The sequence below is a fragment of the Microvirga antarctica genome (assembly GCF_017921815.1).
In the GTDB taxonomy this organism is placed as follows: domain Bacteria; phylum Pseudomonadota; class Alphaproteobacteria; order Rhizobiales; family Beijerinckiaceae; genus Microvirga; species Microvirga antarctica.
In genome coordinates, this window is sequence record NZ_JAGEMM010000001.1 from 907,428 (window position 1) to 932,793 (window position 25,366).

Sequence of the window (25,366 nt, forward strand, 5' to 3'; positions counted from 1 at the left end):
GAGAACAGAGGCTTTGTTCGACATCGATCCAAGAGGAACCGACGCCGCATTGGTTAGGACTAGGCAGCGGATGCGGTGAGGAGCGCTGGTTTGACGACGCGCGCCTCGAGCAACGCCAGTTCTCGCTCGACCGCGACCCTGGCATGCGCCAACGCGTCCGGCGCGAATGGTACGTTGCGTTCGATGACCGCGAGCAGAGCGGCCCAGAGAACACGGCGCGCAACGGTGCGGGCGCCGAGCGGCAAGGTCAGCAGGGCAGCCGAGATGCGCGACAGCAGTGTGTCGTCGAACACCGCGTCCCACACATCGCGTTCGCGCCCAAATGCAAAGAACGGACGCTCAGGATCTCTCGCGCGCGCCGCGACCATCTCAGAACGTCGCAACGTCGTTGCGGATTTGTCGACGCGGTCATCGGCAATATGAACGCCGTAGTCCCGCAACGCTGATTCCGCGCTCACGAACCCGCCACGAACGTCCTTCAGCACCCGCTGGGGATCGCGTTTCAGCGGATCGCCGTAACCGCCACCGCCCGGGGTCAGGATGGTAATCGTATCGCCGGCCTGGAGCTCGACCATGTCGAGTTTTCCGACCTCGTGCTCGTCCGGTCGGCCTCGGTTGACGATCGTGCGCGCCGCCAGACCGGGCAGACCGCCGGCAAGACCCCAAGGAACGAAGCGGAAGCGGTCCATTCCACGACCAAGCACCTGAGAGCCGCTCTGGTGAGGCGAGAACGTCAACTCCGCGCCGGACCCGCCGCGCCATTCACCAGCACCCCCGGAATCGATCCGCATGGCATAGGACAGGATGGTCACGTCAGCGTTCGCTTCTGTCGTCTCCAGCGGGTTGTTGCCGATATTCACAGGCCCGCTATGGCGGCCATCCGCACCATCTCCGCCATTGTGAGCGCCGCCTCCACCGACCATCGGCTGAACCACGGATACATTGCGACGGCCGTTCGAATCTTCCGGCTCGGCCAGCACCACAGGAATGATAATTCCGGCGCAGCCAGCAGGCATGAAGTCGGGAAGTGCCTGTGCAAGCGCGCCGTTCGTCGCATCCATCACGCGATGCACAATCGCATGACGCACCCCGACCGCTGCGGGGAATTCCGGGTTGAGGAGTGAGCCGCGCTCCGTGTAGATCGTGACCGGCTCCAGCATGCCGGAATTCAGCGGAAGGGTCGGATCGCGCGTGAGCGCGTAGCTGGTGAGCCACGCGGTCATCTGAGAATGCCGCTTTCCGGCAGTGGGCAGGTTGTAGGCGGCCTGAACCTGCGGATCCGACCCGGTGAAGTCGAGATGAAGCAGGCCGTCATCGATCGTCAGCTTCAATCGAATCCGAAGCGGGAGCGCCGACACCAGGTCATCGTCAATATAGTCCCAGAACTCGAAGGTCCCATCCGGAATGCTGCGGAATGCCTCGCGGGCCTTGACGGCGGTGTAGGAGAGAACGCCAGGAATCGCGGCCTCGAATGTGTCGATCCCATGCTGGGCAATGATCCGCGCGACGCGGCGCTCGCCGAGGTGGAGAGCGGCCAGCATGGCGCGGATGTCGCCCATATTGGCATCCGGAGTCCGGCAATTGGCGCGCAGGAATCCTTCCGCATCCTTATTCATCTCGCCGCGTTTGACGAGCTTCATGGGAGGGATCAGCATCCCTTCCTGAAACAGCTCGAAATTGCTCGGAGATATGCTTGAGGGAACGCGCCCACCGACATCGGCCGAGTGGACGAACGACCATCCATATGAAACGATCCGGCCGTCATGAAAGTACGGCTGCACGAGATTGAAATCGGGCAAGTGCGTTGCAAGGCCCGACGACATGTAGGGGTGATTGGTGATGATCACATCGCCCGGCTCAAGATGCCCGACGGCAGCGATAGTCGGGCCGCAATCGAGATCGAAAAAGCCTGAGACACCGATATTGCGGGGGTAGGCGTAGAATTTCCCCCGCGTATCAACCAACGCGGTGGAGAAATCGGCCGCTTCCTTCACGTATTGGGAGCGACCTGTGCGCTTGAGAAAATAGGACATCTCCTCCGCGGCCGCGGCAAATTTCGTGGCCAGGATTTCCAGGGTGACCGGGTCAAGCTTCATCGGCATTGCTCCTGCTGGCAATCAGCGCGCCGTTTCTGTGAACTTTGAGCGTCCAGGGCGAGGGAAGCCACGTTGTCGTATCCGGCTGAACGATGACCGCAGGACCGGCAACGACGTCGTCCGCCAGCAGGTCCGAGCGGTGAAAGACCTGTGCGTCGACCCACCTGTCGCGCTGGAAGACCGCCCTCGTGCCTTTCGGCACGGGAGCCGCCTGCGACACGGCGAGATCCGGCAGCGTGATCGCCGGAACGCGACCCGTGATGCTGAGGCGGACGGACACCACCTCGACCGCGTCGTCGGTTTCGCGAAAGCCGTACAACGCTTCATGCGCAGCGTGCAGCGCTTCGGCAACGCCTTGCAGATCGTGCGCTTGGCGGATCGGCTCGGCCACCGTGACAAGCATGTTATGGGATTGCCCGGCGTAACGCATGTCGAGCGAATATTCCATGGAGACATCGAGAACCGGCACATTCTCAACGCGAAGCCAGTTCTGCGCCTCCGCTTCCAATTCGCTCCAGACGGGCCACAGGCGTCGGTCGAGCGTCTCGAACCGCGCCTCGCCGATGCTGCGCAGCAGATCGCGCCTCACATCCGCAAGCGCAGCGCCCAACGCGCAGAACGTCGCCGCCGCCGGAGGCACCACGATCCCCGCAAGGCCGGCCTCTTCCGCCAACATGATGGCGTGGGTGGGCCCTGCACCGCCGAAGGGAATCAACATCTGCTTCGACGGATCATGACCCCCGAGGGCCAATAGCTTGAAGAGCTCGGTGGCCATCCTGGTCGTGGCGATGTCGAGAGCTGCCTGCCCCGCCTCAGCGGCGTCGGTGCGACCAATCTTGCCGGCAACGACAGCCAGCGCCGCTTCGGCCGCCGCGCGATCGATCTTCAGGCGTCCTCCAAGGAAGTCAGCAGGGTCGATGATCCCCAGAGCGATATAGCAATCAGTGAGCGTCGGCTTGTTGCCGCCCCGGCCGTAGGCCACCGGGCCCGGATCGGAGCCAGCACTTTCGGGACCGACCTTGAGGGCGCCGGCGGAATCGACTGTCAGAATGGAGCCGCCACCGGCACCGATGCTTGACACGCCGACGACCGGCATGATCAGCGGCAACCCGCCGATATGCGAGTTCGTGGTAAATTCGAACCGTCCGTCCGACAGAATGGCGATGTCGGCACTTGTGCCACCCATGTCGAAGGTGATGGCCTCGCTCACGCCGACCTCCGCCGCCAGCCTTGCGGCCGCGATCGTCCCCGATGCAGGGCCCGACAGCATCGTCTCGACGGGCCGCTCGCGGGCGGATTCCAGGCTCAGCATGCCGCCGGCCGATGTCGTGAGCTGAAGTGCTACAGGCCTGCCGGTTGATGCAACGCGCGTCGACAGGGTGTTCAGATAGTCATTCAGAAGCGGATGAATTCCCGCATTGAGGCATGCGACAACCGAACGTTCGTACTCGCGAATTTCCGGCCATACACGTGAGGATTCCGTCACCAGAATGTTCGGGAAACGCTTTCTGATCGCAGCACCGATCTCTTCCTCCAGAAAAGAATTGCGGTAGGAGTTGATCAGCGAAACCGCGACGGCATCCGGATCGATACGCGCGATCGAATCGCAGAGCTCGTCCATCTCCTCGCGAGAGGGTGACCGCACAGTCTCTCCCTGCGCGTCAAGTCGCGCATCGATTTCGATGACGCGCTCGCGAGGCACCAGCGGTTCGGGCTTCCGGGCCAGGAGATTCAGGTAGTCCGGCAATCGCCCGCGCTCGAATTCGAGAATGTCGCGCGTCCCGCGCGAAACGACGACAGCAACCTTTGCGCCCTTGCGCTGCAAGACGGCGTTGAGGCCGATTGTCGTCCCGTGAACGATCAGAACCGGGTGATCTGGAGAGAGCTCAGCCTGATCAAGCAGAAGCCGGATTCCCCGGTCAACGGGTTCAGACGGATCGATCGAGCTGCTCGGCTCCTTATGGTAGAGTACACGGCCGTCAGGAAACGCCGCAACGAAGTCCGTGAACGTGCCACCGGCATCGATCCCAATTCGAACGGCCTGAGAGGAACCCTCGCCCGCATCGTTCATGAAACACTACTCCACTCAAATCAAGACGATCCGCCACTCACTAGACCGTGAGTTCTGACGGAAGACGGAGCCTCAAGAACTTTCCCTACACTGGCGCGCTTGACGCTGTCGTCAGCGCATTTCTTAAGCGTTGCTGGAGCGCCCTTCGGCATCACTGTCACCTGTCTCGGTGAGACTTCGGCAACAGCGTCTCCAACACTTCATTTCTTCTAATCTAACCAATATTCGAAACAATGTCTTTCCAAGTTTCGCTACGAGAGGAGATGATTGCACTATGAAATGGCTCTCTTGGAGATAATTGTTCTTCACATGGAATCTTGGCGGCCAGTGGATGCGCCTTCGAAACGCCGCATCAGGGCTGAGAGGATGTTTCATCGCTGTTGACGAGCGCTAGCCGGGCTACGTTTGCGGGAACTTGTGATGAAATCCGCTCGCCGTTGTCGAGGATGGATAGCGTGCAATGTGCAGAGAGAGAGGCGCGCTGGAAATGGGACCGCGTCACGATCACTGCCGCCAATGAATCTCATGCTGCTCGCGGGGACGCGAGGCACAATGCGCAGCCCTGATGTGATCGGGCGATGCGCGCGCCGTGATGGACGCCAACACCTTGGATCGCCACGCCTGGTGTCCGAGCGCTGCCGGATGACCAGGTGCTAGTAGTGGCGGCCACTCGGCACCTGCCACAAATAGTGCCGAAGATGCAATTCACACTGGGGAAATCACCATGATTCTCTCGGCTGTCGAGAAAATTTGGTGGGCGCACAAGGGCTCGAACCTTGGACCCGCTGATTAAGAGTCAGCTGCTCTACCAACTGAGCTATGCGCCCTCGCCGAAGCGAAGTTCAGACGGGCAGGACCCGCTGAAGAGGCCGATCGAGTAACAAACCGGACCGGCCCTGTCTACCCCATTTCATAAGGTATTGTGATTTTCACCGGCCGCTCGACTGCCGCGTCGCACGGACGCGGCAGCTTCTCCCTCCGGGTGGGCGCTGACGCCGCCAGGCTATTCGGCCGCATGCTGGGCGTGCAGGCGCGCGCCACGGCTCATCAGCTTGTTGAGGGCGCCAAGATAGGCCTGCGCCGAGGCAACTAGCGTGTCCGGATCGGCGGCGCGGGAGGTCACACTGTGATCATTGGCCGACAGGCGGACCGAGACCTCCGCCTGGGCGTCCGTGCCGGTGGTGACCGCATGCACCTGATAGAGCTCCAACACGGCCTCATGGGGCACCAGCGCCTTGATGGCGTTGAAGGTGGCGTCGACCGGCCCGTTGCCCTCCTGCTCCTCGGTGACCACAGTGCCGTCGATCTGGAGCTTCATCGTGGCCCGCTGGGGACCGCGCGTGCCGGCGACGATCGAGAGAGACACCAGCTTGATGCGATCATGCGCCATGGCGATGTTCTGATCGACCAGGGCCTCGATATCCTCGTCATAGACGTGCTTCTTGCGGTCGGCCAGCTCCTTGAAGCGCACGAACGCGTCTTCGAGCTGGTTGTCGGACAGGCTGTAGCCCATCTCGGTCAACCGGGTCCGGAAGGCGTTGCGTCCGGAATGCTTGCCCATCACCAGCGAGGTCTTGGACACGCCGACGCTCTCGGGAGTCATGATCTCGTAGGTTTCGGCATTCTTGATCATCCCGTCCTGGTGAATGCCGCTCTCGTGCGCGAAGGCGTTCCGGCCGACGATGGCCTTGTTGTACTGCACGGGAAATGAGGTCGCGGCAGCCGCCAGCTTCGAGGCGCGGGTCAACATCGAGGCGTCGATGCCCGTCTCGTAGGGCAGAACGTCGCCGCGGGTGCGGATCGCCATGACGATCTCCTCGAGCGCGGCATTGCCGGCCCGCTCGCCGATGCCGTTGATCGTGCACTCCACCTGCCGGGCGCCGCCGTCGAGGGCCGCCAGCGAATTGGCAACGGCAAGGCCGAGATCGTTATGGGTGTGGGCGGAAAAGATTGCCTTGTCGGCGCTTGGCACCCGTTCGCGGATGGTGCGGAACATGTGGCGATACTCGTCGGGCGTCGCGTAGCCAACCGTATCGGGCAGGTTGATGGTGGTGGCGCCGCTGCGGATGGCCGCCTCGACGCACCGGCAGAGGAACTCGATGGATGTACGGGTGGCGTCCATGGCCGACCACTCCACGTCCTCGACGAGGTTGCGCGCCTGGCCGACCGTGGCGATGATGATTTCCACCACCTCGTCCTGCGTCTTGCGCATCTGGTGGGCGAGATGGATCGGCGACGTCGACACGAAGGTGTGGATGCGCGGCCGCACGGCGTGGCGAACCGCCTCGCCGGCGCGGGCGATGTCGATGGACACTGCGCGAGCGAGCCCGGCGACGGTCGCGTTCTTGACCTTGCTCGCGATGAGGCTCACCGCCTCGAAATCGCCATTCGACGCAATGGGGAAGCCGGCCTCGATGATGTCGACGCCCATGGTGTCGAGCAGATTGGCGATTTCGAGCTTTTCTTCCAGCGTCATGGTCGCGCCGGGGCATTGCTCGCCGTCGCGCAAGGTGGTGTCGAAGATCAGAACGCGGTCACGAGGGGTGCCGGCGGCGGAGGAAACGGTCATCAATCTGGTCCTTCTGGGGCGAGCGATCAAAAGCGCTCAGGGTTGGTTCCTTCTTTCGAACCCCTGAGTGCCCAGGCGCCAGCGCCCAGTCGACCCTCAGGGGCGACTAAGGAGAAGGAGGCCGAGGAGGCGTGCATCGGCTGCCGCGGAAGCGGGGCAGGTCCTCAATGCGCTGTGGGAGACGATGAACATCGTGACCCAATCCTCCAAAAAATCGCGGGACCACCGCGACCGATGTGAGGGTTCTAACCACGGTTCGGCGCGAAGGCAAGCGCAACAGGGAACAATCTTGCGCAATGACGCGCTTGCCCGCAACAAGCATGGCCTTTATCGCAGAGGCAGCGCACCAAAACGCATGGAGGCTTCTCATGAGGCTCGTGGTTCAGACCGTCATCGCCGCAGCCCTCGCCCTCTCGGCTGCCGCTTGCACCCAGACGGGTGGCTCCCCTGCCCCGGGAACCCCAGTCGGGACCGGGGCGGCGTTTCGCATGCCGGAGGGTCCAGGCTGCCAGGGCGAGGTCGCCCGCTACCGCGCCATCATGGCGAACGATCTGGCGATGGGACATGTCAACCAGTCTGTCTACAGCCGGGTCGACAAGGAAATCGACCGGGCGGATGCCGCCTGTTCAGCCGGCCGGGACGCCGAGGCAATCCGCATGATCGAGGCCACGAAAGGCCGCTACGGCTACCGCTGAGCAAACGACCAGCGGAAGAAGGATTGCAGGTAAAGCGGCATCGTGCCGGGGTTGATGTCGTCTGGACCGCGCACCACGACGACATCCGACAGTTCCTGATCGTCCTGCTGCTTGATCAGGCCGCGGATGCGTTCGGCGCCCACCTCTGCCGTAACGGCAAGAGTCACGTGGCGCATCAGGGCCACGGTCGGCCAGTGCTGCACCACGATCCAGTCATCCGCCACCTCGAAATCCGCCGCGACAAGACCGGTCTCCTCGGTCAGTTCCCGGGTCAGGCTGGTGGCCAGATCGACCCGTCCGCCTTGCCGGATATCGGATTGGTCGGGCGTGCCGGCGGCAAAGTAGACCCGGCCGGCATTGACCGTGTGGTCGCCCATCACGCCGCAGATATAGGCCCCGTCGGAGCCCCGAAGCGCGCCCATGGCAAAGCCGTTGGCAACGCCAGGGTCCGGATATCCGGCATCGATCCAGCCGATGAAATCGGCGTAGTCAGTCTCGAAATACCGGGAGCGACACACGTCTTCATCCACTGACAAGTCGCAGAGCAGGAGCACACGCCCGTTGAACATCCGGGGCTTGTCGGCGATCCGGCGCTGCCAGTTCGTCGCGATGGCGGCCCGGTTCGCCTCGGCCCATGGCCAGACGCGGCTGTCATGATGCGCCTCCACAGCCGCCACGCGCGTGATGCTGACGGCGCGATCGATCACAACAGCTCTCCCCGGCTCATCAGCACCGCGTCGCCTGCAATCTCCGCCGAGGCCAAGGCCCCGTCCTTGATCACCATCTGCAGCCTGATCACGCTGGGCCGCCCCATCTCGACGCCCTGCTCGATGACGATGTCATGCTCGCCGTCGCCGAGCGGCTCGCATTGCATCAAGGCGCCTGCAAAGGCCGCGGCCGCGGACCCCGTGGCGGGATCTTCGGCCACCCCCATGCCCAGCCCGAACATGCGCGCGCGGAACCGCACGCCGTCGCCCTCGGGGAGCCGTGTATAGACGTAGGCCGCGGGATGATCGCTGTCGCCAAAAGCCTGCAGGAACGCATCGGTCTTGGGCGTGGCGCGGGCAAGGGCATCCAGCGAGGCGACCGGCACGAGGTCAAAGGCGACGCCAGCGGAATGGCGGCTCGGCACATGGCGATCGAACCCGATCTCGGTGGGGTCGAGACCGAGCGCCCAGGCGCATTCCGTGCTCTCCTTGCCGGGTCCGCCGGCGACGGGAAGCTTCGGCAAGCGAAACCGCGCGCGGCCGCCGCGGTTGGTCGTGATCTCGACCGCACAGGACACAATGCCGACCTTCTCCTTAAGCCCGAACGCCGCAGCGCCCGGCGCATAATCGGTGTCGAGCAGGGCCAGCAGAACTGCGGTCCCGACAGTCGGATGGCCCGCGAACGGCAGCTCGGTTGTGCGGGTGAAAATGCGGATATCGGCGCGCTGGCGGGGATCCTCTGGGGGAAGGACGAACACAGTCTCGGACAGGTTGAACTCGGCTGCGATCGCCTGCATGGCCGCGCTATCGAGTCCTTCGGAATCCAGGACGACAGCAAGCGGATTGCCGCTCAGGGGATCGGCGGTAAAGACATCGAGCGTCACGAAGCGGCGGGACATGGGATCAGATCTCCTCGGCGGGAAAGCGGCGGGTCGGCGACACGAACTCGTCCTGCGCCGCAACTGTCAGAATTTCGCGTGACCCAGCCTCCTCGGTCCGCTGCAACAAGCCGTAAACGGAGGCGGCCGCCTCGATCAGGGCGATCTCGGCAGAACGAGAGCGCGCAAAATGGACAAAGAAGAGCGCCGCGATGGCATCGCCTGCCCCGTTGACGTTGAGGGAGAGCTTGGGGGTGCGCACGCGCCAGAAACGACCCCCCTCGCCCGCAATCAGATCGACCGCGTCGGACGGGGTCTCGGCGGATTCAATGGACGTGACGAGCACGACTTTCGGGCCAAGGCGGTGGGCCGTTGCGATGGCTTCCTTGACGCCCGCCAGAGTTTGCGTTGCGATCCCGGACAGATATTCGAGTTCGAACTGGTTCGGCGTGATGATATCGGCTGCCGGCACCGCGTAATCGCGCATGAATTCAGGCACCCCGGGGCGCACGAAGACGCCGCGCCCGACATCGCCGATCACCGGGTCGCAGCCGTACAGCATCGCCGGGTTGAGAGCCCGGACCCGCGCCACCGTGGACAGGATGGCGTTGCCGATATCGGCCGACCCCATATAGCCCGACAGCACGCCATCGCAGGAATCAAGGACGCCACGCTCGGCAATGCCGTCGACCAGCTCCTCGATGGCCGGCCCGTCAACGACGCGGCCTGTCCAGGACCCGTATCCGGTATGATTCGAAAACTGAACCGTGTGAATGGGCCAGACCTCGACGCCCAGCCGCTGCATGGGAAAAACGGCGGACGAGTTTCCCACATGTCCGTAGGCCACATGGGATTGGATCGAGAGGACGTTCATCGCGTTGTGCCCCAGCATTTTCTCTCGGTTAGCGCATCGGCGGCTCCGCATCAAATTGCGCCCTTGGACCGAGCGGGCCTGACGGGCATAAGAGCCAGGATCTACCCCGTTTCAAAGCCGTTTCACGCGCCCCTTCCGCGCCCCGGAGTTCCCGCCATGACTCTTGCAGACGTCACCGACTCCGTCGTTGGATTCGTGCGGGCCAACCACGAGTTTGCACCTCTGATCCTGGCCCTTTTGACCTTCGGCGAGTCGTTGGCATTCGTGTCTCTCATCATTCCCGCGGCCACGATCCTGGTCGGCGTCGGGTTTGTCGTGGCCGCCGCCGATATCCCTTTCTGGCAGTGCTGGCTCGGGGCGATGCTGGGCGGGGTGGTCGGGGGCTGGATCTCATTCGCCATCGGGCGACGCTACAAGACTGCCGCTTACCGAGTCTGGCCGCTGTCGCGCCACGAGCGCCTGATTGAGCGAGGGGAACGGTTTTTTCAACGATACGGACCCTGGGCCGTCTTCTTCGGGCGCTTCTTCGGCCCGACCCGCGCTGTTCTGCCGCTGATCGCCGGCATTTTCCTCATGCCGGGGTTTCTGTTTCAATCGGCCAACATGGCGTCTGCGTTTGTCTGGGCTTTTATCGTGCTAGCGCCCGGCGCCGGCCTCGCCCGTTATATTTTCTAGACAGCGTTAAGGCCACGCTTCAGCTGATTTACCTCTCCGTCCCCCTTCGTTCCGAGAGCTATCGAAGGGGCATTGCGGTGGTAGCGTCCTCGATCCGGAATCGGGAGACCGCGCCATGACTCACCACCGTCGGGAATCCTATGATTGGTACGACGACGCCGAAACTCTCGAAGGCGCCCTCGCGCCTTCTGCGGCGTATCCTGGCTTGCCGCCAGCCTGGCAGTTCTTCGGATGGTGGGTGGCCGGAGTAGCGTTCTCGCTGGTGTGGCTGCTGGAAAGCTGGACCGTTTCGTCGCCGGGCAGGAATGCCGTGGGCGAGCTTGCGGAAGGCGTGTGGACGCTCCTTCTCTCGCTCGCCATTTGCTACGGCACCTACAGGTTCGCCACCGCGCAGTCGCGCAATCTTGCCCGGGTCCTCTGCATCAGCAGCGCGGTCGTGCTGCTGCTTCACCACGGCAGCGCGACACTCCGTTGAACGGCCATATCCCGCCGTCTCAAGCTTCCGCGGCAAGGATCTCGCGGATACGGGTGGCCAGCGCGTCCACCGCGAACGGCTTGGTGATCATCGCCATTCCCGGATCCAGAAAGCCGCTGGCAGTTGCGGCGTTCTCGGCGTAGCCGGTCATGAACAGGACTTTCAGATCGGGCCGATGGGTCCGGGCCGCATCCGCCAGCTGACGCCCGTTGAGGCCGGGGAGACCCACATCCGTGACCAGAAGATCGATCTCGACGCTCGACTCGAACAGACGGAGTCCGGACGGCCCATCATTGGCCTGCAGCACCAGATAGCCCAGATCCCGCAGGATCTCGCAGACGAGTTCCCGCACGGTGGGTTCGTCCTCGACCACGAGGACGGTTTCGCCGGCGCCCCGCTGGACATCGTCGGCGCTGAGGCCGACTGGCTCCGTGACAGCCTCGCCAAGATGACGAGGCAGAAACAGCTTAACCGTCGTGCCGTGGCCGACCTGACTGTAGATGCGGACAAATCCTTCCGACTGCCGGGCAAACCCGTACACCATCGACAGCCCGAGCCCGGTGCCCTCCCCAAGCGGTTTCGTCGTAAAGAACGGGTCGAAGGCCTTCGCGATGACCTCCTTTGCCATGCCCGTTCCGGAATCCGAGATACTGACGCAGACATAGGCCCCCGGCTCGGCTTCGGTGATGCGGGCTGCATGAGCAGACCTGATGTCCACGTTGGCGGTCTCGAGCGTGAGGACGCCGCCGTCGGGCATGGCGTCGCGCGCATTGATGGCCAGGTTCAGAATCGCATTCTCGAGCTGGTGCGGATCGCACAGGGTGGGCCAGAGGTTGGGGGCTGGCACGACTCTGATATCGATGGCCTCACCGGACGTTCGGCGCAGGAGGTCCTCCATGGAATCGATCAGCGCGTTGGCGTCGACGGCCTTCGGATCCAGGGGCTGGCGTCGCGAGAAAGCTAGGAGCCGGTGGGTCAGTGCGGCCGCCCGGTTGGCAGCCCCCGAGGCTGCTGTCGCGTAGCGTTCCAGTTCGCCCGTACGACCCTGGCGGATCCGGTTCTGCATCATCTCGATGGAGCCCAGGATCCCGGTCAGCAGGTTGTTGAAGTCGTGGGCAATTCCGCCTGTGAGTTGACCCACGGCTTCCATCTTCTGGGATTGCCGCAGGGCCTCCTCGGTCTCGGAGAGAATTCTGGCCTGCTCTTTCTCCGCCGTCACATCGCGGCCAACCGCATAGATCAGTTGCTCGTCCGGCACGGCCGTCCATTGCAGCCACCGGTAGCTCCCGTCGCGATGTCTGAACCGGCATTCGAAATGGCTGGTTTCGCGGCCTTGGTTCAGCCGTTCAAATTCCGCGAGCGTGGCGGCGACATCGTCGTCGTGGACAAGACTGATAAACGGGCGTGACGTCGCCTCTTCAGAGGTCCAACCTAACGTCCGTTCGAAAGCCGGGTTGACGCTCTGATAGACCCCCTCTCGATTACTGACGACGATCACCTCGCGGCTCACGCGCCAGACCCGGTCGCGCTCCTGCGTCCGCTGCGCGATCTGCTCCTCCAGCGTGGCGTTGAGCCTCGCCAGGTCCTCGACGGCCGCCTTCTGAACCTCGATGTCGGTATTCGTCCCGATCCAGCGCAGAGCATTTCCGGCCGTGTCCATGATCGGAAGCGCGCGAGAGAGGTGCCAACGATAGGTCCCGTCGGCCCCACGGATGCGGAATTCTGTCTGATAGAAACGTCCCGTCGCCACCGAGACCTGCCAAAGGGCTGCGGCGGCCGCCACATCGGCCGGATGAAGGAGCGCTGCCCATTTGTCGCCATCGAGTTCACCCGGAGCCCGACCCGAATAGGCGTAGACCTGCTCGTTGAACCAGTCGAGGCTGCCGTCGCTGTCGGCGGCCCAGACATGGTTCGGCATCACCTGGGAAAAGGTTCTGAACTTGGCCTCGCTCTCGCGCAGCGCATCTTCGATGAGCTTTCGCTGGGTGATGTCGTAGACGACCCCGAAGCCCCTCGTCAGATTGCCGTCGGCGTCCCGCATCACCTCGCCCCGACGGGCGATCCAACGGATCTCGCCGTTATCCGGCCGCGTAATGCGATATTCCGTGTAGGCAAGTGAGTCGGCGTTCACGGCTCCGCGCAGCGAACCCACATTGTCGCGATCCGCCGCATCCACCATCTGGCCCAGCACCTCGAGGGGAATGACGTCGGCAGTCAGTCCCCAAAGACGACGGAACTCCTCCGACATGGTCACCAGTCCCGTGGCCGGGTCCCATTCGAAAGTGCCGACCCCGCCCGCCTGTTGGGCGATCCGCAAGCGTTCCTCGCTCGCGGCAAGCGCCGCCTCGCTCAAGCGCTGAGCCGTGCGGTCCCGCAGCACCTTCACGTAGCCCATGAGGGCTCCGCTGGCACTGCGCAGGGGCGTCATTTGCCCGCTGGCCCAAAACCGGCTGCCATCCTTGCGAACCCGCCAGCCCTCGTCGCCGTCGCTTCCCTCTTCGCTGGCGCGCTTCATCTCGGTTTCGACGCGCCCGGCCGCCACATCGTCCGGCGTGAAGCATCGGTGGATCGTCTGTCCGAGCATCTCTTCCTCGGACCAGCCAAGGACCCGTTGCGCGCCAGCGTTCCAGTGGCTCACCCGACCGTCTCGATCCAGCGCGATGATCGCGTATTCGGTCGCGCTGTCGAGGATCTGCCGGTACTCGGTTTCCTTATCGCGAATGAGCTTTTCCGCCAGAAACTTTTCGGTGGTCTCCGTGCAGGCGCAGAACATGCCCAGAATGGTACCGTCATCGTCCCGCACCGGCGTGTACGAAAACGCAAAATGCGCCTCTTCCGCATAGCCATTGCGATGCGTCATGAGCATCAGGTCGTCCATATGGGTGCTGATGCCCGCATAGGCCCGATCCATGATCGGCTCGACATCGGTCAGAATATCAAACCAGACATCGGCAAACCGGCGTCCCAGCGCAGAGGGGTGACGCTGGCCCAGCATCGGCGCATAGCCGTCATTGTAGATCATGACCCGCTCCGGTCCCCAGGCCAGGAACATTGGCTGTCGCGAGCCGAGCATCACGCCGACGAGGGTGCGCAGGGATTGGGGCCATCGGGAGCGCGGGCCTAAGGGGGTCGATTCCCAGTCATGGGCCTCCACGCGCGCACGCATGTCAGACGTCACGGGCAGGCTTTCGCTCAAATCCGCCATAAGGCCCTGCTTTGTGAGCACGATCATCGGATACCTGCAAGCCCACCTGAAAATCTATAGTTCACCGGCAATCCCTGACAATGCTCGCCGAACCTTACGGAAGCGGCCAGAACGGCTCTGTGTCGCAAAAGCAACGCTTCGCCTTCGCACCAACGCCCAAACAGCGAAAAAGGGCAGCTCTCGCCGCCCTTTTCTTTCATCGTCGTAAGGACCCGTGGTCGATGGGTGGAAACCTAGTTCCGGCTCTTGTCGACCAGCGCCTTTTCCTTGATCCAGGGCATCATCTCGCGCAGACGGCCGCCGACCTCTTCGATCGGGTGAGCGGCGTTGCGGGCGCGAGTGGCCTTGAAGGAAGTCTGCCGGACCTTGTTTTCCAGCATCCAGTCGCGGGTGAACTTGCCCGACTGGATGTCGGTCAGCACCCGCTTCATCTCGGCCTTGGTGTCCGAGGTGATGATCCGGGGCCCGGTCACGTACTCGCCATACTCGGCGGTGTTGGAAATCGAGTAGTTCATGTTGGCGATGCCGCCCTCATAGATCAGGTCGACGATCAGCTTTACTTCGTGCAGGCACTCGAAATAGGCCATTTCGGGCGCGTAGCCGGCTTCCACGAGGGTTTCGAACCCGGCGCGGATGAGCTCGACGAGGCCGCCGCAGAGCACCACCTGCTCGCCGAAGAGGTCGGTTTCGCATTCTTCCTTGAAGGTCGTCTCGATGATGCCGGCCCGGCCGCCGCCATTGGCGGACGCATAGGAGAGGCCGAGATCATGGGCATTGCCGGTCGCATCCTGGTGGATCGCGATGAGGGTCGGCACGCCGCCGCCCCGCTGGTATTCCGACCGCACGGTATGGCCGGGGCCCTTCGGCGCGACCATCAGCACGTCGAGATCCTTGCGGGGATCGATGAGGTTGAAATGCACGTTGAGGCCGTGCGCGAACAGGAGGGCCGCGCCCTGCTTCATGTTCGGGGCGAGGTCGGCCTCGTAGATGTCGGCCTGCAGCTCGTCGGGAGTCAGCATCATGACGACATCGGCCCATTTGGCGGCTTCCGCCACTTCCAAGACCTTGATGCCGGCCGACTCTGCTTTGGCGGCGGAAGGTGACCCCTTGCGAAGGGCGACGACGATGTCCTTGACGCCGGAATCGCGCAGGTTCAGCGCATGAGCGTGGCCCTGGCTGCCGTAGCCGACGATAGCGACCTTCTTGCCCTTGATCAGATTGATGTCGGCATCCCGATCGTAATAGACGCGCATTTCGTAAGTCCTCTCCCGGGGATCCGCCCCATATGATATCCGTCCCGTTCTCGTTGGCCGAGATCCGCAACATTCGAGTTTTCCAGCGCCGTTTTAGCGAACAAAGCTGCGCTGGCAAGCCTTCCCTTGTTCGAATATGGCCGATGTCCCGCCTTGTGCCGGAGCATCGTCGCACCCGTTGTCAGGCGGGTGTTGGAATTTCTTGGGCCCCGCGCCACATGACCTGAAACTGTTCCCATCTCGCCGATAAGGACCTGAAATGCAGCATCTCGCGACTGTCGAAGACATCCTCGCATTCTGGCGAGAGGCCGGACCGTCCCGCTGGTTTTCCAAGGACGACGCCTTCGACCAGCTGTGCCGCGACCGCTTCCTTGCCACCTATGAGGCGGCCGCCAGAGGCGATCTCAACGAGTGGGAACTGTCGCCGTCCGGTGCGCTCGCCGTCATCCTGCTTCTGGACCAGTTCCCCCGCAACATGTTCAGGGGCAGCCGCGCCGTCTACAAGACCGATCCGGTGGCGCTTCTCACCGCCGACCGCGCCATCGAACGCGGGTTCGACAAGTCGTTCGACGACCAGTTTCGGGCCTTCTTCTACCTTCCCTTCATGCATTCCGAGGATGTCCGGGATCAGGAGCGCTCGGTGACCCTCAACGAGACGCTCGACAATCCCGATTCCGTCAAATTCGCCCACCATCACCACGATATCGTCGCCCGCTTCGGACGCTTCCCCCATCGCAACGCCCTTCTTGGCCGGGATTCGACGCCCGAGGAGATCGTCTTCCTAGCGGAAACCGACTTCCACGGCTGATGTCACATGCCCTCGGGACCTCGCGCCATGGCGGCAACGCCGGTGCGCGAGACCTCTGCCAGACCGACGACGGTCATGAGTTTGATGAAGCGCTCGATCTCCTCCGTCGTGCCGGTGAGTTCGTAGACGAAGGACGTCAGCGACGCATCCATGGTGCGCGCGCCGAAAGCCGCCGCCAGCCGCATCGCTTCCACGCGCTGCTCGCCCTTGCCCACCACCTTGACGAGGCACAGTTCGCGCTCGACCGCATCGCCCGTGAGCGTGAGATCCACCACCCGGTGGACCGGCACCAGCTTTTCCAGATGCGCCTTGATCTGCTCGATGATGCTGTCGGTGCCAGTGGTCACGATGGTGACCCGGGAGATGTGGGATTCATGCTCCGTTTCCGTGACCGTCAGGCTCTCGATATTGTAGCCACGGCCCGAGAACAGGCCCGCGATCCTGGCAAGCACACCGGGCTCGTTGTCGACGACGACCGCCAGGGTGTGGCGGGAGATCGGTTCGACCCGCGTGGCGGGCGGATAAATGGTGCTCATCTGCGTCATGACTCTGCTGTTCCTGAAGCCTGTTGTCAGGCGACGTGTCGAAAGTTGGTGGTCGCGTCCTCGTCCACCTCGTCGTGGGCGACGATCCAGGTCTCGCGCAAGGCGGCCTTGCGCCATTCGCGGAAGGAAGGCAGCGCAAGGATCGCATCGACGTAGGCCCGGATATCGGCATCGAGGGGAATCGCGTAGGTGTCGAGACGGGTGACAAGTGGTGCAAACATCGCATCGGCCGCCGAAAAGCCGCCGAACAGAAACGCGCCGCCTGCCCCGAAACGCTCACGCGCCTGACGGACGATCTGGGTGAAGCGCGCGACGTCGGCGACGACTCCGGCGCCGCGATCGCGCGGGCCATAGGCCTTGCCGAGATTCATCGGGCAGGCCGAGCGCAGATGCTGGAAGCCCGCATGCATTTCGGCCGCCACGGAGCGCGCCATGGCGCGGGCCTTGCGATCCTCGGGCCAGACTGTCACGCCAAAGGTCTCGCCGACATAGTCCATGATCGCCAGCGTTTCCCAGATGGTGACGTCGCCATCGATCAGCACCGGCACCTTGCCGGCAGGCGAGTAGGCCAGCACCTGCTTTTTCGTCTCGGGCAGATCCAGTGGAATCAGCACCTCGTCGAAGGCCACTCCCAGATGCCGCATCAGCAGCCACGGCCGCAGAGACCAGGACGAATAGATCTTGTTGGCAATGACCAATGTCGGCATGTGCGTGTCCCCATTCCCAGCCGCTTTCGCGGGCACTTTGACGCCGGCGTTTGCTACACCAGCATCTTGCCCTTCTCGTCGATCACCGAACCGAGATCGACGGGGCCTGTCTCGTTCAGGTAATCGTTGAGCAGCATCTCGTTATGCCCCTTGCCGGAGGGGATCATCGGGAAGCAGTTCTCCGTCTTGTCGACCACGCAGTCGAAGATGACCGGACGGTCGACATTGATCATTTCGAGAATGGCCGCATCGAGGTCACCGGGCTTGTCGCAGCGAATGCCCACGCCCCCATAGGCCTCGGCCAGCTTGACGAAATCAGGCAACGACTGCGAGTAGCTCTCGGAATAGCGGCCGCCATGCAGCAATTCCTGCCACTGGCGCACCATGCCCATATACTCGTTGTTCAGGATGAAGATTTTCACCGGCAACCGGTACTGAACCGCGGTCGACATCTCCTGCATGTTCATCAGGATCGACGCTTCGCCGGCGATGTCGACGACGAGCGCCTTGGGGTGGGCGAGCTGCGTGCCGATAGCCGCCGGCAGGCCGTAGCCCATCGTGCCGAGACCGCCCGATGTCATCCAGTGGTTGGGCTCTTCGAACTTGAAGTATTGCGCCGCCCACATCTGGTGCTGTCCGACCTCCGTGGTGATGAAGGTCTCGCGGTCCTTGGTCAGTTCATACAGGCGCTGAACCGCATATTGCGGCTTGATGATCTCGTCGGACGGACGATAGGCGAGGCAATCGCGCCCACGCCATCCGTCGATCTTGGTCCACCACTCTTTCAGCGCCACCTTGTCGACCTGCGGTGCCGTCTGTCGCCACAGGCGGACCATGTCTTCCAGCACGTGCGCGCAGTCGCCGATGATCGGGATCTCGACCTTGACGTTCTTGTTGATCGAGGACGGATCGATGTCCACGTGGATGCGCTTGGAGTAAGGCGAGAACGCATCGAGCCTGCCCGTGATGCGGTCATCGAACCGCGCCCCGATATTGATCATCACGTCGCATTCGTGCATCGCGAGATTCGACTCGTAGGTGCCGTGCATGCCGAGCATGCCGAGGAACTGACGGTCGGCGGCCGGATACGCTCCGAGGCCCATCAGGGTCGAGGTCACCGGGAAACCCGTCAGCCGCGCGAGTTCGCGCAGCAAGGCCGAGGCATGCGGGCCGGAATTGATGACGCCGCCGCCCGTGTAGAAGACCGGGCGCTTGGCGCTCGCCATCAGTTCGATGGCGGCGCGGATCTTGTCGATGTCGCCCTTGACTGTCGGCCGGTAGGTCTTGTGCTGGTTGCTCGTGGGCCGCGTATAGGAGCCCATCTTGAACTGGATGTCCTTCGGCAGATCGACGACGACCGGTCCGGGCCGGCCTGTGGACGCCACGTAGAAGGCCTCATGCAGGATGCGCGGCAGATCCTCGATCGATTGGACGAGGTAATTGTGCTTGGTGCAGTGGCGGGTGATGCCCACCGTGTCGCATTCCTGGAAGGCGTCCGAGCCGATGAGGTGGGTGGCGACCTGCCCGGTGATGCAGACGATCGGGATCGAATCCATCATCGCGTCAGTCAGGCCGGTCACCGCGTTGGTGGCGCCCGGTCCCGATGTGACCAGGACAACCCCGACCTTGCCCGAAGACCGGGCATAGCCCTCGGCCGCGTGGACTGCGCCCTGCTCGTGCCGGACAAGGATGTGCTTGACCTGGTCCTGGTGGAAAATGGCGTCATAGATCGGCAGCACCGCGCCGCCCGGATATCCGAAGATGTGCTCCACACCCTGATCCTGCAGGGTGCGGATCACCATTTCGGCTCCCGTCATCATCTCGCTCATGTCACTGGCTCCCGTCGGTCTTCGCTTTGTCGTGGTTTTTCAGGACTTTAGGCAATAAAAAAGGCCCCACTTGGGGGGCCTGTACGCCATCGCCGGAACTGCAGGATCAATCCTGCTCCGTCGATGGCGTTCGTACTACGAGAATAAGCTTGCGCACGTGGGCTGCTCTCTGTTCAAAAGTTGCGCAGACGCTAGCCGAAGCTTTTCTTCCGGTCAAGCGGTCTTGATGTTGGCGACGAATCGCTGCGCTTCTATGGTGCGGCCAGCAGTCGCGGAAAGTAAACGATGCCTGAGACGAGTTCAGCCAACGGGGCTTCGGCCCGAGGCCCACGGGTGACCGCGCGGGCCCTGCTTCTGGGCGACCGGCTCGACCTGTCGGGGCTCGAGCGCAGCGATCTGCTGTCGACAATCCCCCTTGCGTTCAAGGCCGGGCAGGACGGCTTTGTGGCCCTGTTCCGCTTCGGTGTCGCGGTTCTGGTCGGGCTGACGCCTCTGGAGGAAGACGAGGTCATCCGCGGCCTGCGACAGCGGGTGACGGGGGAATTCGCCCGCCACGAGGAAGAGACCGCCATCATCGAGATCGTGCCGGAAAAGGACGACCAGATTCCGCCCGGCGGCCCGATTTTCGTCAAGGACCTGGCCCCTGCCAGGCTGGTGGTCATCGCCGATGCCCTGTCGAAAAGCGTCGTGCTGGCGCAGGACGAAAAGGCCGCGGCCGCGGTGTTCGACGTGGTCGAGCCGTTCGCCCGCTACCTCGCCGAAAAGGGCCGCAGGCCGGCCGGACGCCGCGAAATCCTGAAGCATATCGGCACGGCCCTTCTGGTCCGCCAGCGGGTGTCAGGCCGCGTCGCAGTCGAAGAGAAGCCCGACGTCCTTTGGGATCGTCCCGACCTTGAGCGGCTTTATGCCCGCCTGGAGGACGAATACGAGTTGCGCGAGCGCGCCACCTCGCTGCACCGCAAGCTCGACGTGATCGGCGACACCGCCCAGGCCTTGACCGATCTTATCGACACGGAGCGGTCGCTGCGGCTCGAGCTGATCATCGTGCTGCTCATCGTGTTCGAGATCTTCATCACGTTTTATCAAATGTGGTCGGGATCGGGCGGCCACTGACGGCCGCCATCGCAACGTCGAAAGCATCCTCGGGCGCCTCCCACGTCCAATCCGCCAGTTGATGCCGGAACCAGGTGAACTGCCGCTTGGAATAGCGGCGCGTGTCGCCCTGCCCGCGAACGATCGCCTCCGGGAGGCCGATCTCGCCGTTGAGATAAGCGAGCAATCCCGGCACCCCATGGGCCCGCATGGCCGGCAGCATGGGGTCGAGGTGGCGCGCCGCGAGCGCCCGCACCTCGTCGAGCGCGCCCGTCTCCACCATCGTCACGAACCGGGATTCGATGCGCTGCCGCAGGGTGTCCCGGTCGGGGGCGAGAAACAGCTTGAGCAACGGCTTTCCGGCGAGCGGGCCGGGCTGGCGCGCACCGTGAAACGAGGCCAGCGACCGGCCGGTGGCGGCATGGATCTCAAGCGCGCGCTGGATCCGCAGCCGGTCCGACGGCCGCAATCGTTCGGCCATGGCGGGATCCCGATCCGCGAGAACCCGATGGAGGTCGGCCGTCTCGCGACCGAGGCTCTCCTGACGGACCTGCTCGCGCACAGCCTCGGGCACCTCCGGCATGTCGGACAGCCCTTCCGTCAGCGCCTTGAAATAGAGACCGGTGCCGCCCACGAAAATCGGCACCTTCCCGGGGCCGATCGACGCCAGCACCGCAACGGCATCCGCCACATAGCGTCCAACAGAGAAGTTGATGCCCGCGTCCACATGTCCGAACAGAAGATGGGGGGCGGACGCCTCCTCGGTGGGATCCGGACGGGCCGTGAGGATGCGCAGATCCCCGTAGACCTGCATGGAATCGGCGTTGATCACCACCCCGTCAAGGGCGTTCGCAAGCCGGATGGCCAATGCGGACTTGCCTGAAGCGGTCGGCCCTGCAATGAGAATCGCACCGATCCGAACGTCACTCACAGATGGTCTCCCTGATGGCATCTCCGCAGCCCGCGCTGGTCGCGACGCTTGTCGCCAACCCGGCCCACCCCGCCGTCACGGACGCCCTGGTGGCCCGGGCCGCAAAGGCGCTCGGACAGGACACGCAACACGCGATCCTGGCAAGAGGCATCGCGGCCGACCTGTTCGCCCCCGTTGGGCTCACCGCTGCCGCCATCGAGGCGCGCCTGCGCCGTGAGATCGGCGACGAGCCGGTCGATGTGGTGGTGCAGCCCGTGGCTCACCGGCTGAAGCGGCTGTTTCTCGCCGACATGGATTCCACCATGATCGGGCAGGAATGCATCGACGAACTGGCCGATTTCGTCGGCCTCAAGGCCGAGGTCTCGGCCATCACCGAGCGGGCGATGAACGGCGAGATCGCCTTCGAGCCGGCGCTCCGCGAACGGGTGGCCCTCCTGAAGGACCTGCCCGTCGGCGTCGTCGACGAGATCATGGAGAGCCGGATCACCCTGACGCCCGGCGGCCGGGCGCTCGTGCGCACCATGCGGGCCAGGGGTTTTTATACCTGCCTCGTGTCCGGCGGCTTCACGCTCTTCACAGGCTCGGTCGCGGCCCTGATCGGCTTTCACGAACACCGCTCGAATCGCCTCCTCGTCAGCGCCGACAAACTTGTCGGACTGGTGGAGGAGCCCATTCTCGGACGCGAGGCCAAACTCGCCACCCTCGTGGAATTGCGCCAGCATCTCCGGCTCGCCCCCGAGGACACCCTCGCGGTGGGGGACGGCGCCAACGATCTGGCGATGCTGGGCGAAGCCGGCCTCGGTGTCGCCTTTCGGGCCAAGCCGGCAGTGGCTGCCGCGGCCGACGCCCGCATCGATCATGCGGATTTGACGGCTTTGCTGTACGCGCAGGGCTATCGGGAAGACGATATTCTCACCAACTAGGCAGCGAGATAGCCACGCCAGCTTGACTAGATGTTATTATATTCTATCATCGGAAACCTTCTTTCCCATCCTAGGGGTTTTCCGATGGCGTCGTTCCTATCCGCCCCTAAAGCCGTGCACGAGGCGCCCTGGATCGAACTCTTCGGCACGCAGGTGCTCGAAGACGCGGCCGTCGGCACGGTCGTCGGCGACCTCTTCGCCCGCTCCGACGACGGCTCGCCGGCCAAATTCCAGCTGCTGGACGATGCGGACGGCCGGTTTCGCCTCGAGGGCACCAAGCTCGTTGTCGCCGAGTCCGGCCGGATCGACTACGAGACCCTGCCCTGGCTGCCGGTCACCATCCGCTGCACTGACGCGTTCGGGGCTTTCCGGGACAGGACGTTCAACCTGCAAGTCAGGGATGTGTGGGAGCAGGGCCAGCCGGATTCGACGACCCCGCCCCCGCCGGAGCCCGTTCCACCCCAGGAGCACCGCGCGCCCGACCTCGTCCGGCTGACCGGCGACTGGGTCGGCGAGATCACCAATACGGGCTTTATCGTCGGCACCATCAAAGCCTATGACGCCGATGGGGACGCTCTCACCTACACACTGGCCGACGATGCTGACGGACGCTTTACGATCATCAACAATGCGCTCGTCGTTGCGGACGGAAGCCGGTTTGATTTCGAGACGGCACCGACGGTCGATGTCCGGGTTCGCGTGACCGACGCCACTGGTCTTTCGGCGGAAAAGACCTTCACCATCCAGGTCATGGACCGGGACGAACCGACGCCTCCTCCGCCGGTCAATCACGCCCCGCAGGACGTGGAGCTGACAGGCCGGGCGGTGATCGAAAACGCCAGCACCGGCACGATGGTCGGGGCTCTCTAGGCACTCGATGCCGATGGGGATGTTCTCACCTACAGCCTCGTCGACAATGCCGCCGATCGGTTCGCCATCAAGGGCGACAAGCTCGTGGTTCTCGACGGCGCAAAAATCGATTTCGAGACCCAGTCGAGCCATACCGTCGCCGTTCGGGCAACCGATTCGCATGGCGCCTCCGTCATCAAGACGTTTGAGATCGCCGTCCTCGACGCACCGGAGAGCGGCAGCCCGCCGCCCACCGATCCGCCGGAGAATTCAGCTCCCGACAAGCTGATGCTCGACGGGGTGGCGGTTGTCGAGAACGCCGCAACAGGCGACAAGGTCGGGCGCTTGATCGGGCATGATCCGAACGGCGACGAGCTGACCTTCACACTGACGGACAATGCAGGCGGGCGCTTCGCGATCGTCAACGGTTTCGTCGTCGTCGCGGATGGCACGAAGCTGGATTACGAGACGGCCACCACGCACCAGATCACCGTTCGGGTCGCCGATCCGTTTGGCGCATCTCGCACCGCGACATTCACCATTCACGTCCAGGACGTGCTCGACGAGACGCCTCAGCCGCCTCCTGTGAATCGCGCGCCGAGCGACATTGTGCTGCACATTCAGCAGCCGGTGCCGGAGAACGCTCCGAATGGCCTGGAAGTGGGACTCCTGACCGCGATCGATCCGGACGGCGACGCGGTGACATTCACCCTCAAGGACAATGCCGACGGCCGCTTCGCGCTGGTCGGCAACCGAATCGTGGTGGCGGACGGCAGCAAGCTCGACTACGAGACCGCGACCTCCCACGCGATCATCGTGATTGCGACGGATGCGCACGGCTTGTCCGTCGCGAGGACCTTCGACATCAAGCTCCTCGATCTCGACGAGAGCGGTCACCCACCAACCGACCCGCGCGCGCCGAGCGACATTCTCTTCATTGGAAGCCACTCTCTCCCGGAAAACGCACCCAATGGCGCGCCGGTTGCGATACTCAAGGCCGTCGATCCGGACGGCGACGCCGTGACGTTGACGCTGGTCGACGATGCGGGCGGCCGCTTTGCGCTCGTGGGCGAAAAGATCGTGGTGGCGGATGGCAGCAAGCTCGACTACGAGACCGCCAGCACGCACACGATCGCCGTCGAAGCGACCGATTCCAGCGGCCTGTCCTTCGTCAAGACATTCACCATCGATCTGCAGGACATGCCCGAAACGGGCGATCCTGTGCCTCAGAACCACGCACCGTCGAACATTCTGCTGTCGGATGACGGTGTGCTCGAGAACAGCGCGAACGGGACCGTGGTCAGCCTCATCCTCGGCAAGGATGAGGATGCGGGGGATGCGCTGACCTTCACGCTTCTCGACGATGCGGGCGGACGGTTTGCCATCATGGGCGACGAGTTGCAGGTCGCCAATGGCGCTCTTCTCGACCATGAGGGCGCGGCCTCCCACGCCATCCGGATTCGGGTCACCGACTCGCACGGAGCAAGCCTGGACAAGGCTTTTGTCGTCCAGGTCGACGACGACGATCAGGAAACCGTCCCGGGCAGCGACGCCAACGACACCATCATCGGCGGTGGCGGCAACGACGCTCTGTCAGGCCATAACGGCAACGACGTGATCACCGGCGGCTCGGGGAACGACTCGCTTGCCGGCGGCGCGGGCAACGACAGGCTTTTCGGCGGACGCGGCAACGATACGCTGGAAGGCGGCACCGGGAAGGATGTGCTGACCGGCGGCGCCGGAAAGGACACGTTCGTCTTCGCGTCCAGGCTTATAAAAGCCAACGTCGACCGCATTACGGACTTCTCGGCGAAGGACGACACCATCCAACTGGCGAAGTCCTTCTTTGGTGCGATCAGCAAGGGTACCTTGGCGGAGAAGGCCTTCGTTGTCGGCACGAAGGCTGAGGATGCCGACGACCGCGTTATTTACAGCGCAAAATCCGGGGCTCTGCTTTACGATGCGGATGGGAGCGGCACCGCATACAAGCCCGTACTGGTCGCGGCGATCGGAAGCGGACTGAAGCTGCTGTCCCACACCGATTTCTTCGTGATCTGACAGGACATAAGCGTCGCCCGCGAAGCGCGGGGTGGGCGGCTGCCTTCTCCGCGCTCGCAATCTTACTATGCGTCACTATGTCGCAATCGTCTCGCTGCCGTTGCGGACCTTGGGAGTCCCGCAACC

The 25,366-nt window shown here is 63.6% G+C and carries 20 protein-coding genes and 1 tRNA gene; 8 read left to right on the forward strand and 13 right to left on the reverse strand.

Annotation, left to right across the window (positions count from 1 at the left end; all coding sequences use genetic code 11):
- Positions 1–59: 59 nt before the first annotated feature.
- From J4G32_RS04435 to J4G32_RS04450, 4 genes are all read right to left on the reverse strand, one after another.
- Positions 60–2,096: a hydantoinase B/oxoprolinase family protein gene (locus tag J4G32_RS04435; RefSeq protein ID WP_210484851.1), complete on the reverse strand. Its 2,037-nt coding sequence runs from the start codon at positions 2,094–2,096 to the stop codon at positions 60–62.
- Positions 2,086–4,167 (reverse strand): hydantoinase/oxoprolinase family protein, encoded by a 2,082-nt coding sequence (locus tag J4G32_RS04440; RefSeq protein WP_210484853.1) that lies wholly within the window; start codon positions 4,165–4,167, stop codon positions 2,086–2,088. The genes J4G32_RS04435 and J4G32_RS04440 overlap by 11 nt, the downstream gene beginning before the upstream one ends.
- A 751-nt stretch (positions 4,168–4,918) precedes the next feature.
- A tRNA-Lys gene (locus J4G32_RS04445) sits at positions 4,919–4,994 on the reverse strand.
- A gap of 176 nt (positions 4,995–5,170) precedes the next feature.
- Entirely contained in the window at positions 5,171–6,736 is a 1,566-nt protein-coding gene (locus J4G32_RS04450; RefSeq protein ID WP_210484855.1) for a 2-isopropylmalate synthase, read from the reverse strand.
- 368 nt (positions 6,737–7,104) lie between these two features.
- On the opposite strand from J4G32_RS04450, the gene J4G32_RS04455 reads away from it, so the two are divergent.
- Positions 7,105–7,431, forward strand: a complete 327-nt coding sequence (locus J4G32_RS04455) for a hypothetical protein (RefSeq protein ID WP_210484857.1) — start codon at positions 7,105–7,107, stop codon at positions 7,429–7,431.
- Here the strand turns inward: J4G32_RS04455 and J4G32_RS04460 are convergent.
- Genes J4G32_RS04460 through pdxY form a run of 3 tightly spaced genes read right to left on the reverse strand, consistent with a single transcriptional unit; the run spans position 7,422 to position 9,890 of the window.
- Positions 7,422–8,138, reverse strand: coding sequence for an NUDIX hydrolase (locus J4G32_RS04460; protein ID WP_210484859.1), 717 nt, complete (start codon positions 8,136–8,138; stop codon positions 7,422–7,424). The two genes, J4G32_RS04455 and J4G32_RS04460, sit on opposite strands and share 10 nt — an antisense overlap.
- Positions 8,135–9,037, reverse strand: a complete 903-nt coding sequence (locus J4G32_RS04465) for a PhzF family phenazine biosynthesis protein (RefSeq protein WP_210484861.1) — start codon at positions 9,035–9,037, stop codon at positions 8,135–8,137. The genes J4G32_RS04460 and J4G32_RS04465 overlap by 4 nt, the downstream gene beginning before the upstream one ends.
- Positions 9,038–9,041: 4 nt before the next feature.
- Positions 9,042–9,890, reverse strand: a complete 849-nt coding sequence (gene pdxY / locus J4G32_RS04470) for a pyridoxal kinase PdxY (protein ID WP_210485502.1) — start codon at positions 9,888–9,890, stop codon at positions 9,042–9,044.
- Positions 9,891–10,046: 156 nt separating this feature from the next.
- Here pdxY and J4G32_RS04475 point away from each other — a divergent pair, with 156 nt between their 5' ends.
- Complete coding sequence (locus tag J4G32_RS04475) at positions 10,047–10,565, forward strand: DedA family protein (protein WP_210484863.1); 519 nt, start codon at positions 10,047–10,049, stop codon at positions 10,563–10,565.
- Between the two features lie 115 nt (positions 10,566–10,680).
- Positions 10,681–11,040 (forward strand): hypothetical protein, encoded by a 360-nt coding sequence (locus J4G32_RS04480; RefSeq protein ID WP_210484865.1) that lies wholly within the window; start codon positions 10,681–10,683, stop codon positions 11,038–11,040.
- Between the two features lie 19 nt (positions 11,041–11,059).
- Here J4G32_RS04480 and J4G32_RS04485 read toward each other — a convergent pair whose 3' ends face one another.
- Complete coding sequence (locus tag J4G32_RS04485) at positions 11,060–14,245, reverse strand: PAS domain S-box protein (protein ID WP_210484867.1); 3,186 nt, start codon at positions 14,243–14,245, stop codon at positions 11,060–11,062.
- 233 nt (positions 14,246–14,478) lie between these two features.
- Complete coding sequence (gene ilvC / locus J4G32_RS04490; protein ID WP_210484868.1) at positions 14,479–15,498, reverse strand: ketol-acid reductoisomerase; 1,020 nt, start codon at positions 15,496–15,498, stop codon at positions 14,479–14,481.
- A gap of 259 nt (positions 15,499–15,757) precedes the next feature.
- Here ilvC and J4G32_RS04495 point away from each other — a divergent pair, with 259 nt between their 5' ends.
- Positions 15,758–16,306 (forward strand): DUF924 family protein, encoded by a 549-nt coding sequence (locus J4G32_RS04495; protein ID WP_210484874.1) that lies wholly within the window; start codon positions 15,758–15,760, stop codon positions 16,304–16,306.
- Between the two features lie 2 nt (positions 16,307–16,308).
- On the opposite strand, the gene ilvN is transcribed toward J4G32_RS04495, so the two are convergent.
- From ilvN to J4G32_RS04510, 3 genes are read right to left on the reverse strand one after another with little or no spacing between them, the layout of a single operon-like run.
- Complete coding sequence (ilvN, locus tag J4G32_RS04500; RefSeq protein WP_210484881.1) at positions 16,309–16,851, reverse strand: acetolactate synthase small subunit; 543 nt, start codon at positions 16,849–16,851, stop codon at positions 16,309–16,311.
- A gap of 26 nt (positions 16,852–16,877) precedes the next feature.
- Positions 16,878–17,558: a glutathione S-transferase family protein gene (locus J4G32_RS04505; RefSeq protein WP_210484883.1), complete on the reverse strand. Its 681-nt coding sequence runs from the start codon at positions 17,556–17,558 to the stop codon at positions 16,878–16,880.
- Positions 17,559–17,611: 53 nt separating this feature from the next.
- A complete protein-coding gene (locus tag J4G32_RS04510) occupies positions 17,612–19,387 on the reverse strand; it encodes an acetolactate synthase 3 large subunit (protein WP_210484885.1) in 1,776 nt (591 codons plus the stop codon).
- Positions 19,388–19,672: 285 nt separating this feature from the next.
- Between J4G32_RS04510 and J4G32_RS04515 the strand changes: the two genes are divergently transcribed.
- Positions 19,673–20,500, forward strand: coding sequence for an RMD1 family protein (locus tag J4G32_RS04515; protein WP_210484892.1), 828 nt, complete (start codon positions 19,673–19,675; stop codon positions 20,498–20,500).
- Here J4G32_RS04515 and miaA read toward each other — a convergent pair.
- Positions 20,460–21,410, reverse strand: a complete 951-nt coding sequence (gene miaA / locus J4G32_RS04520) for a tRNA (adenosine(37)-N6)-dimethylallyltransferase MiaA (RefSeq protein ID WP_343232585.1) — start codon at positions 21,408–21,410, stop codon at positions 20,460–20,462. The genes J4G32_RS04515 and miaA overlap by 41 nt on opposite strands.
- A 14-nt stretch (positions 21,411–21,424) precedes the next feature.
- Here miaA and serB point away from each other — a divergent pair, with 14 nt between their 5' ends.
- The 3 genes from serB (at position 21,425) to J4G32_RS22070 (ending at position 25,240) form a co-directional block, all read left to right on the forward strand.
- Positions 21,425–22,333 (forward strand): phosphoserine phosphatase SerB, encoded by a 909-nt coding sequence (serB, locus tag J4G32_RS04525; RefSeq protein WP_210484896.1) that lies wholly within the window; start codon positions 21,425–21,427, stop codon positions 22,331–22,333.
- Positions 22,334–22,417: 84 nt separating this feature from the next.
- On the forward strand, positions 22,418–23,203 hold the full coding sequence (locus J4G32_RS04530; protein WP_210484898.1) for a cadherin repeat domain-containing protein: 786 nt from the start codon (positions 22,418–22,420) through the stop codon (positions 23,201–23,203).
- Positions 23,204–23,287: 84 nt separating this feature from the next.
- Positions 23,288–25,240: a hypothetical protein gene (locus J4G32_RS22070; protein WP_343232586.1), complete on the forward strand. Its 1,953-nt coding sequence runs from the start codon at positions 23,288–23,290 to the stop codon at positions 25,238–25,240.
- Positions 25,241–25,366: the final 126 nt, after the last annotated feature.

Bases quoted from the DNA above. Each gene is read 5' to 3' on its own strand.
- ilvN (WP_210484881.1), bottom strand. From the start codon at position 16,851: ATGACGCAGATGAGCACCATTTATCCGCCCGCCACGCGGGTCGAACCG.
- J4G32_RS04510 (WP_210484885.1), bottom strand. From the start codon at position 19,387: ATGAGCGAGATGATGACGGGAGCCGAAATGGTGATCCGCACCCTGCAG.
- J4G32_RS04465 (WP_210484861.1), bottom strand. From the start codon at position 9,037: ATGTCCCGCCGCTTCGTGACGCTCGATGTCTTTACCGCCGATCCCCTG.
- J4G32_RS04475 (WP_210484863.1), top strand. From the start codon at position 10,047: ATGACTCTTGCAGACGTCACCGACTCCGTCGTTGGATTCGTGCGGGCC.
- J4G32_RS04515 (WP_210484892.1), top strand. From the start codon at position 19,673: ATGCCTGAGACGAGTTCAGCCAACGGGGCTTCGGCCCGAGGCCCACGG.
- J4G32_RS04530 (WP_210484898.1), top strand. From the start codon at position 22,418: ATGGCGTCGTTCCTATCCGCCCCTAAAGCCGTGCACGAGGCGCCCTGG.
- J4G32_RS04505 (WP_210484883.1), bottom strand. From the start codon at position 17,558: ATGCCGACATTGGTCATTGCCAACAAGATCTATTCGTCCTGGTCTCTG.
- J4G32_RS04480 (WP_210484865.1), top strand. From the start codon at position 10,681: ATGACTCACCACCGTCGGGAATCCTATGATTGGTACGACGACGCCGAA.
- J4G32_RS04455 (WP_210484857.1), top strand. From the start codon at position 7,105: ATGAGGCTCGTGGTTCAGACCGTCATCGCCGCAGCCCTCGCCCTCTCG.
- J4G32_RS04450 (WP_210484855.1), bottom strand. From the start codon at position 6,736: ATGACCGTTTCCTCCGCCGCCGGCACCCCTCGTGACCGCGTTCTGATC.
- ilvC (WP_210484868.1), bottom strand. From the start codon at position 15,498: ATGCGCGTCTATTACGATCGGGATGCCGACATCAATCTGATCAAGGGC.
- serB (WP_210484896.1), top strand. From the start codon at position 21,425: ATGGCATCTCCGCAGCCCGCGCTGGTCGCGACGCTTGTCGCCAACCCG.
- J4G32_RS04440 (WP_210484853.1), bottom strand. From the start codon at position 4,167: ATGAACGATGCGGGCGAGGGTTCCTCTCAGGCCGTTCGAATTGGGATC.
- J4G32_RS04435 (WP_210484851.1), bottom strand. From the start codon at position 2,096: ATGAAGCTTGACCCGGTCACCCTGGAAATCCTGGCCACGAAATTTGCC.
- pdxY (WP_210485502.1), bottom strand. From the start codon at position 9,890: ATGAACGTCCTCTCGATCCAATCCCATGTGGCCTACGGACATGTGGGA.
- J4G32_RS04495 (WP_210484874.1), top strand. From the start codon at position 15,758: ATGCAGCATCTCGCGACTGTCGAAGACATCCTCGCATTCTGGCGAGAG.
- J4G32_RS04485 (WP_210484867.1), bottom strand. From the start codon at position 14,245: ATGGCGGATTTGAGCGAAAGCCTGCCCGTGACGTCTGACATGCGTGCG.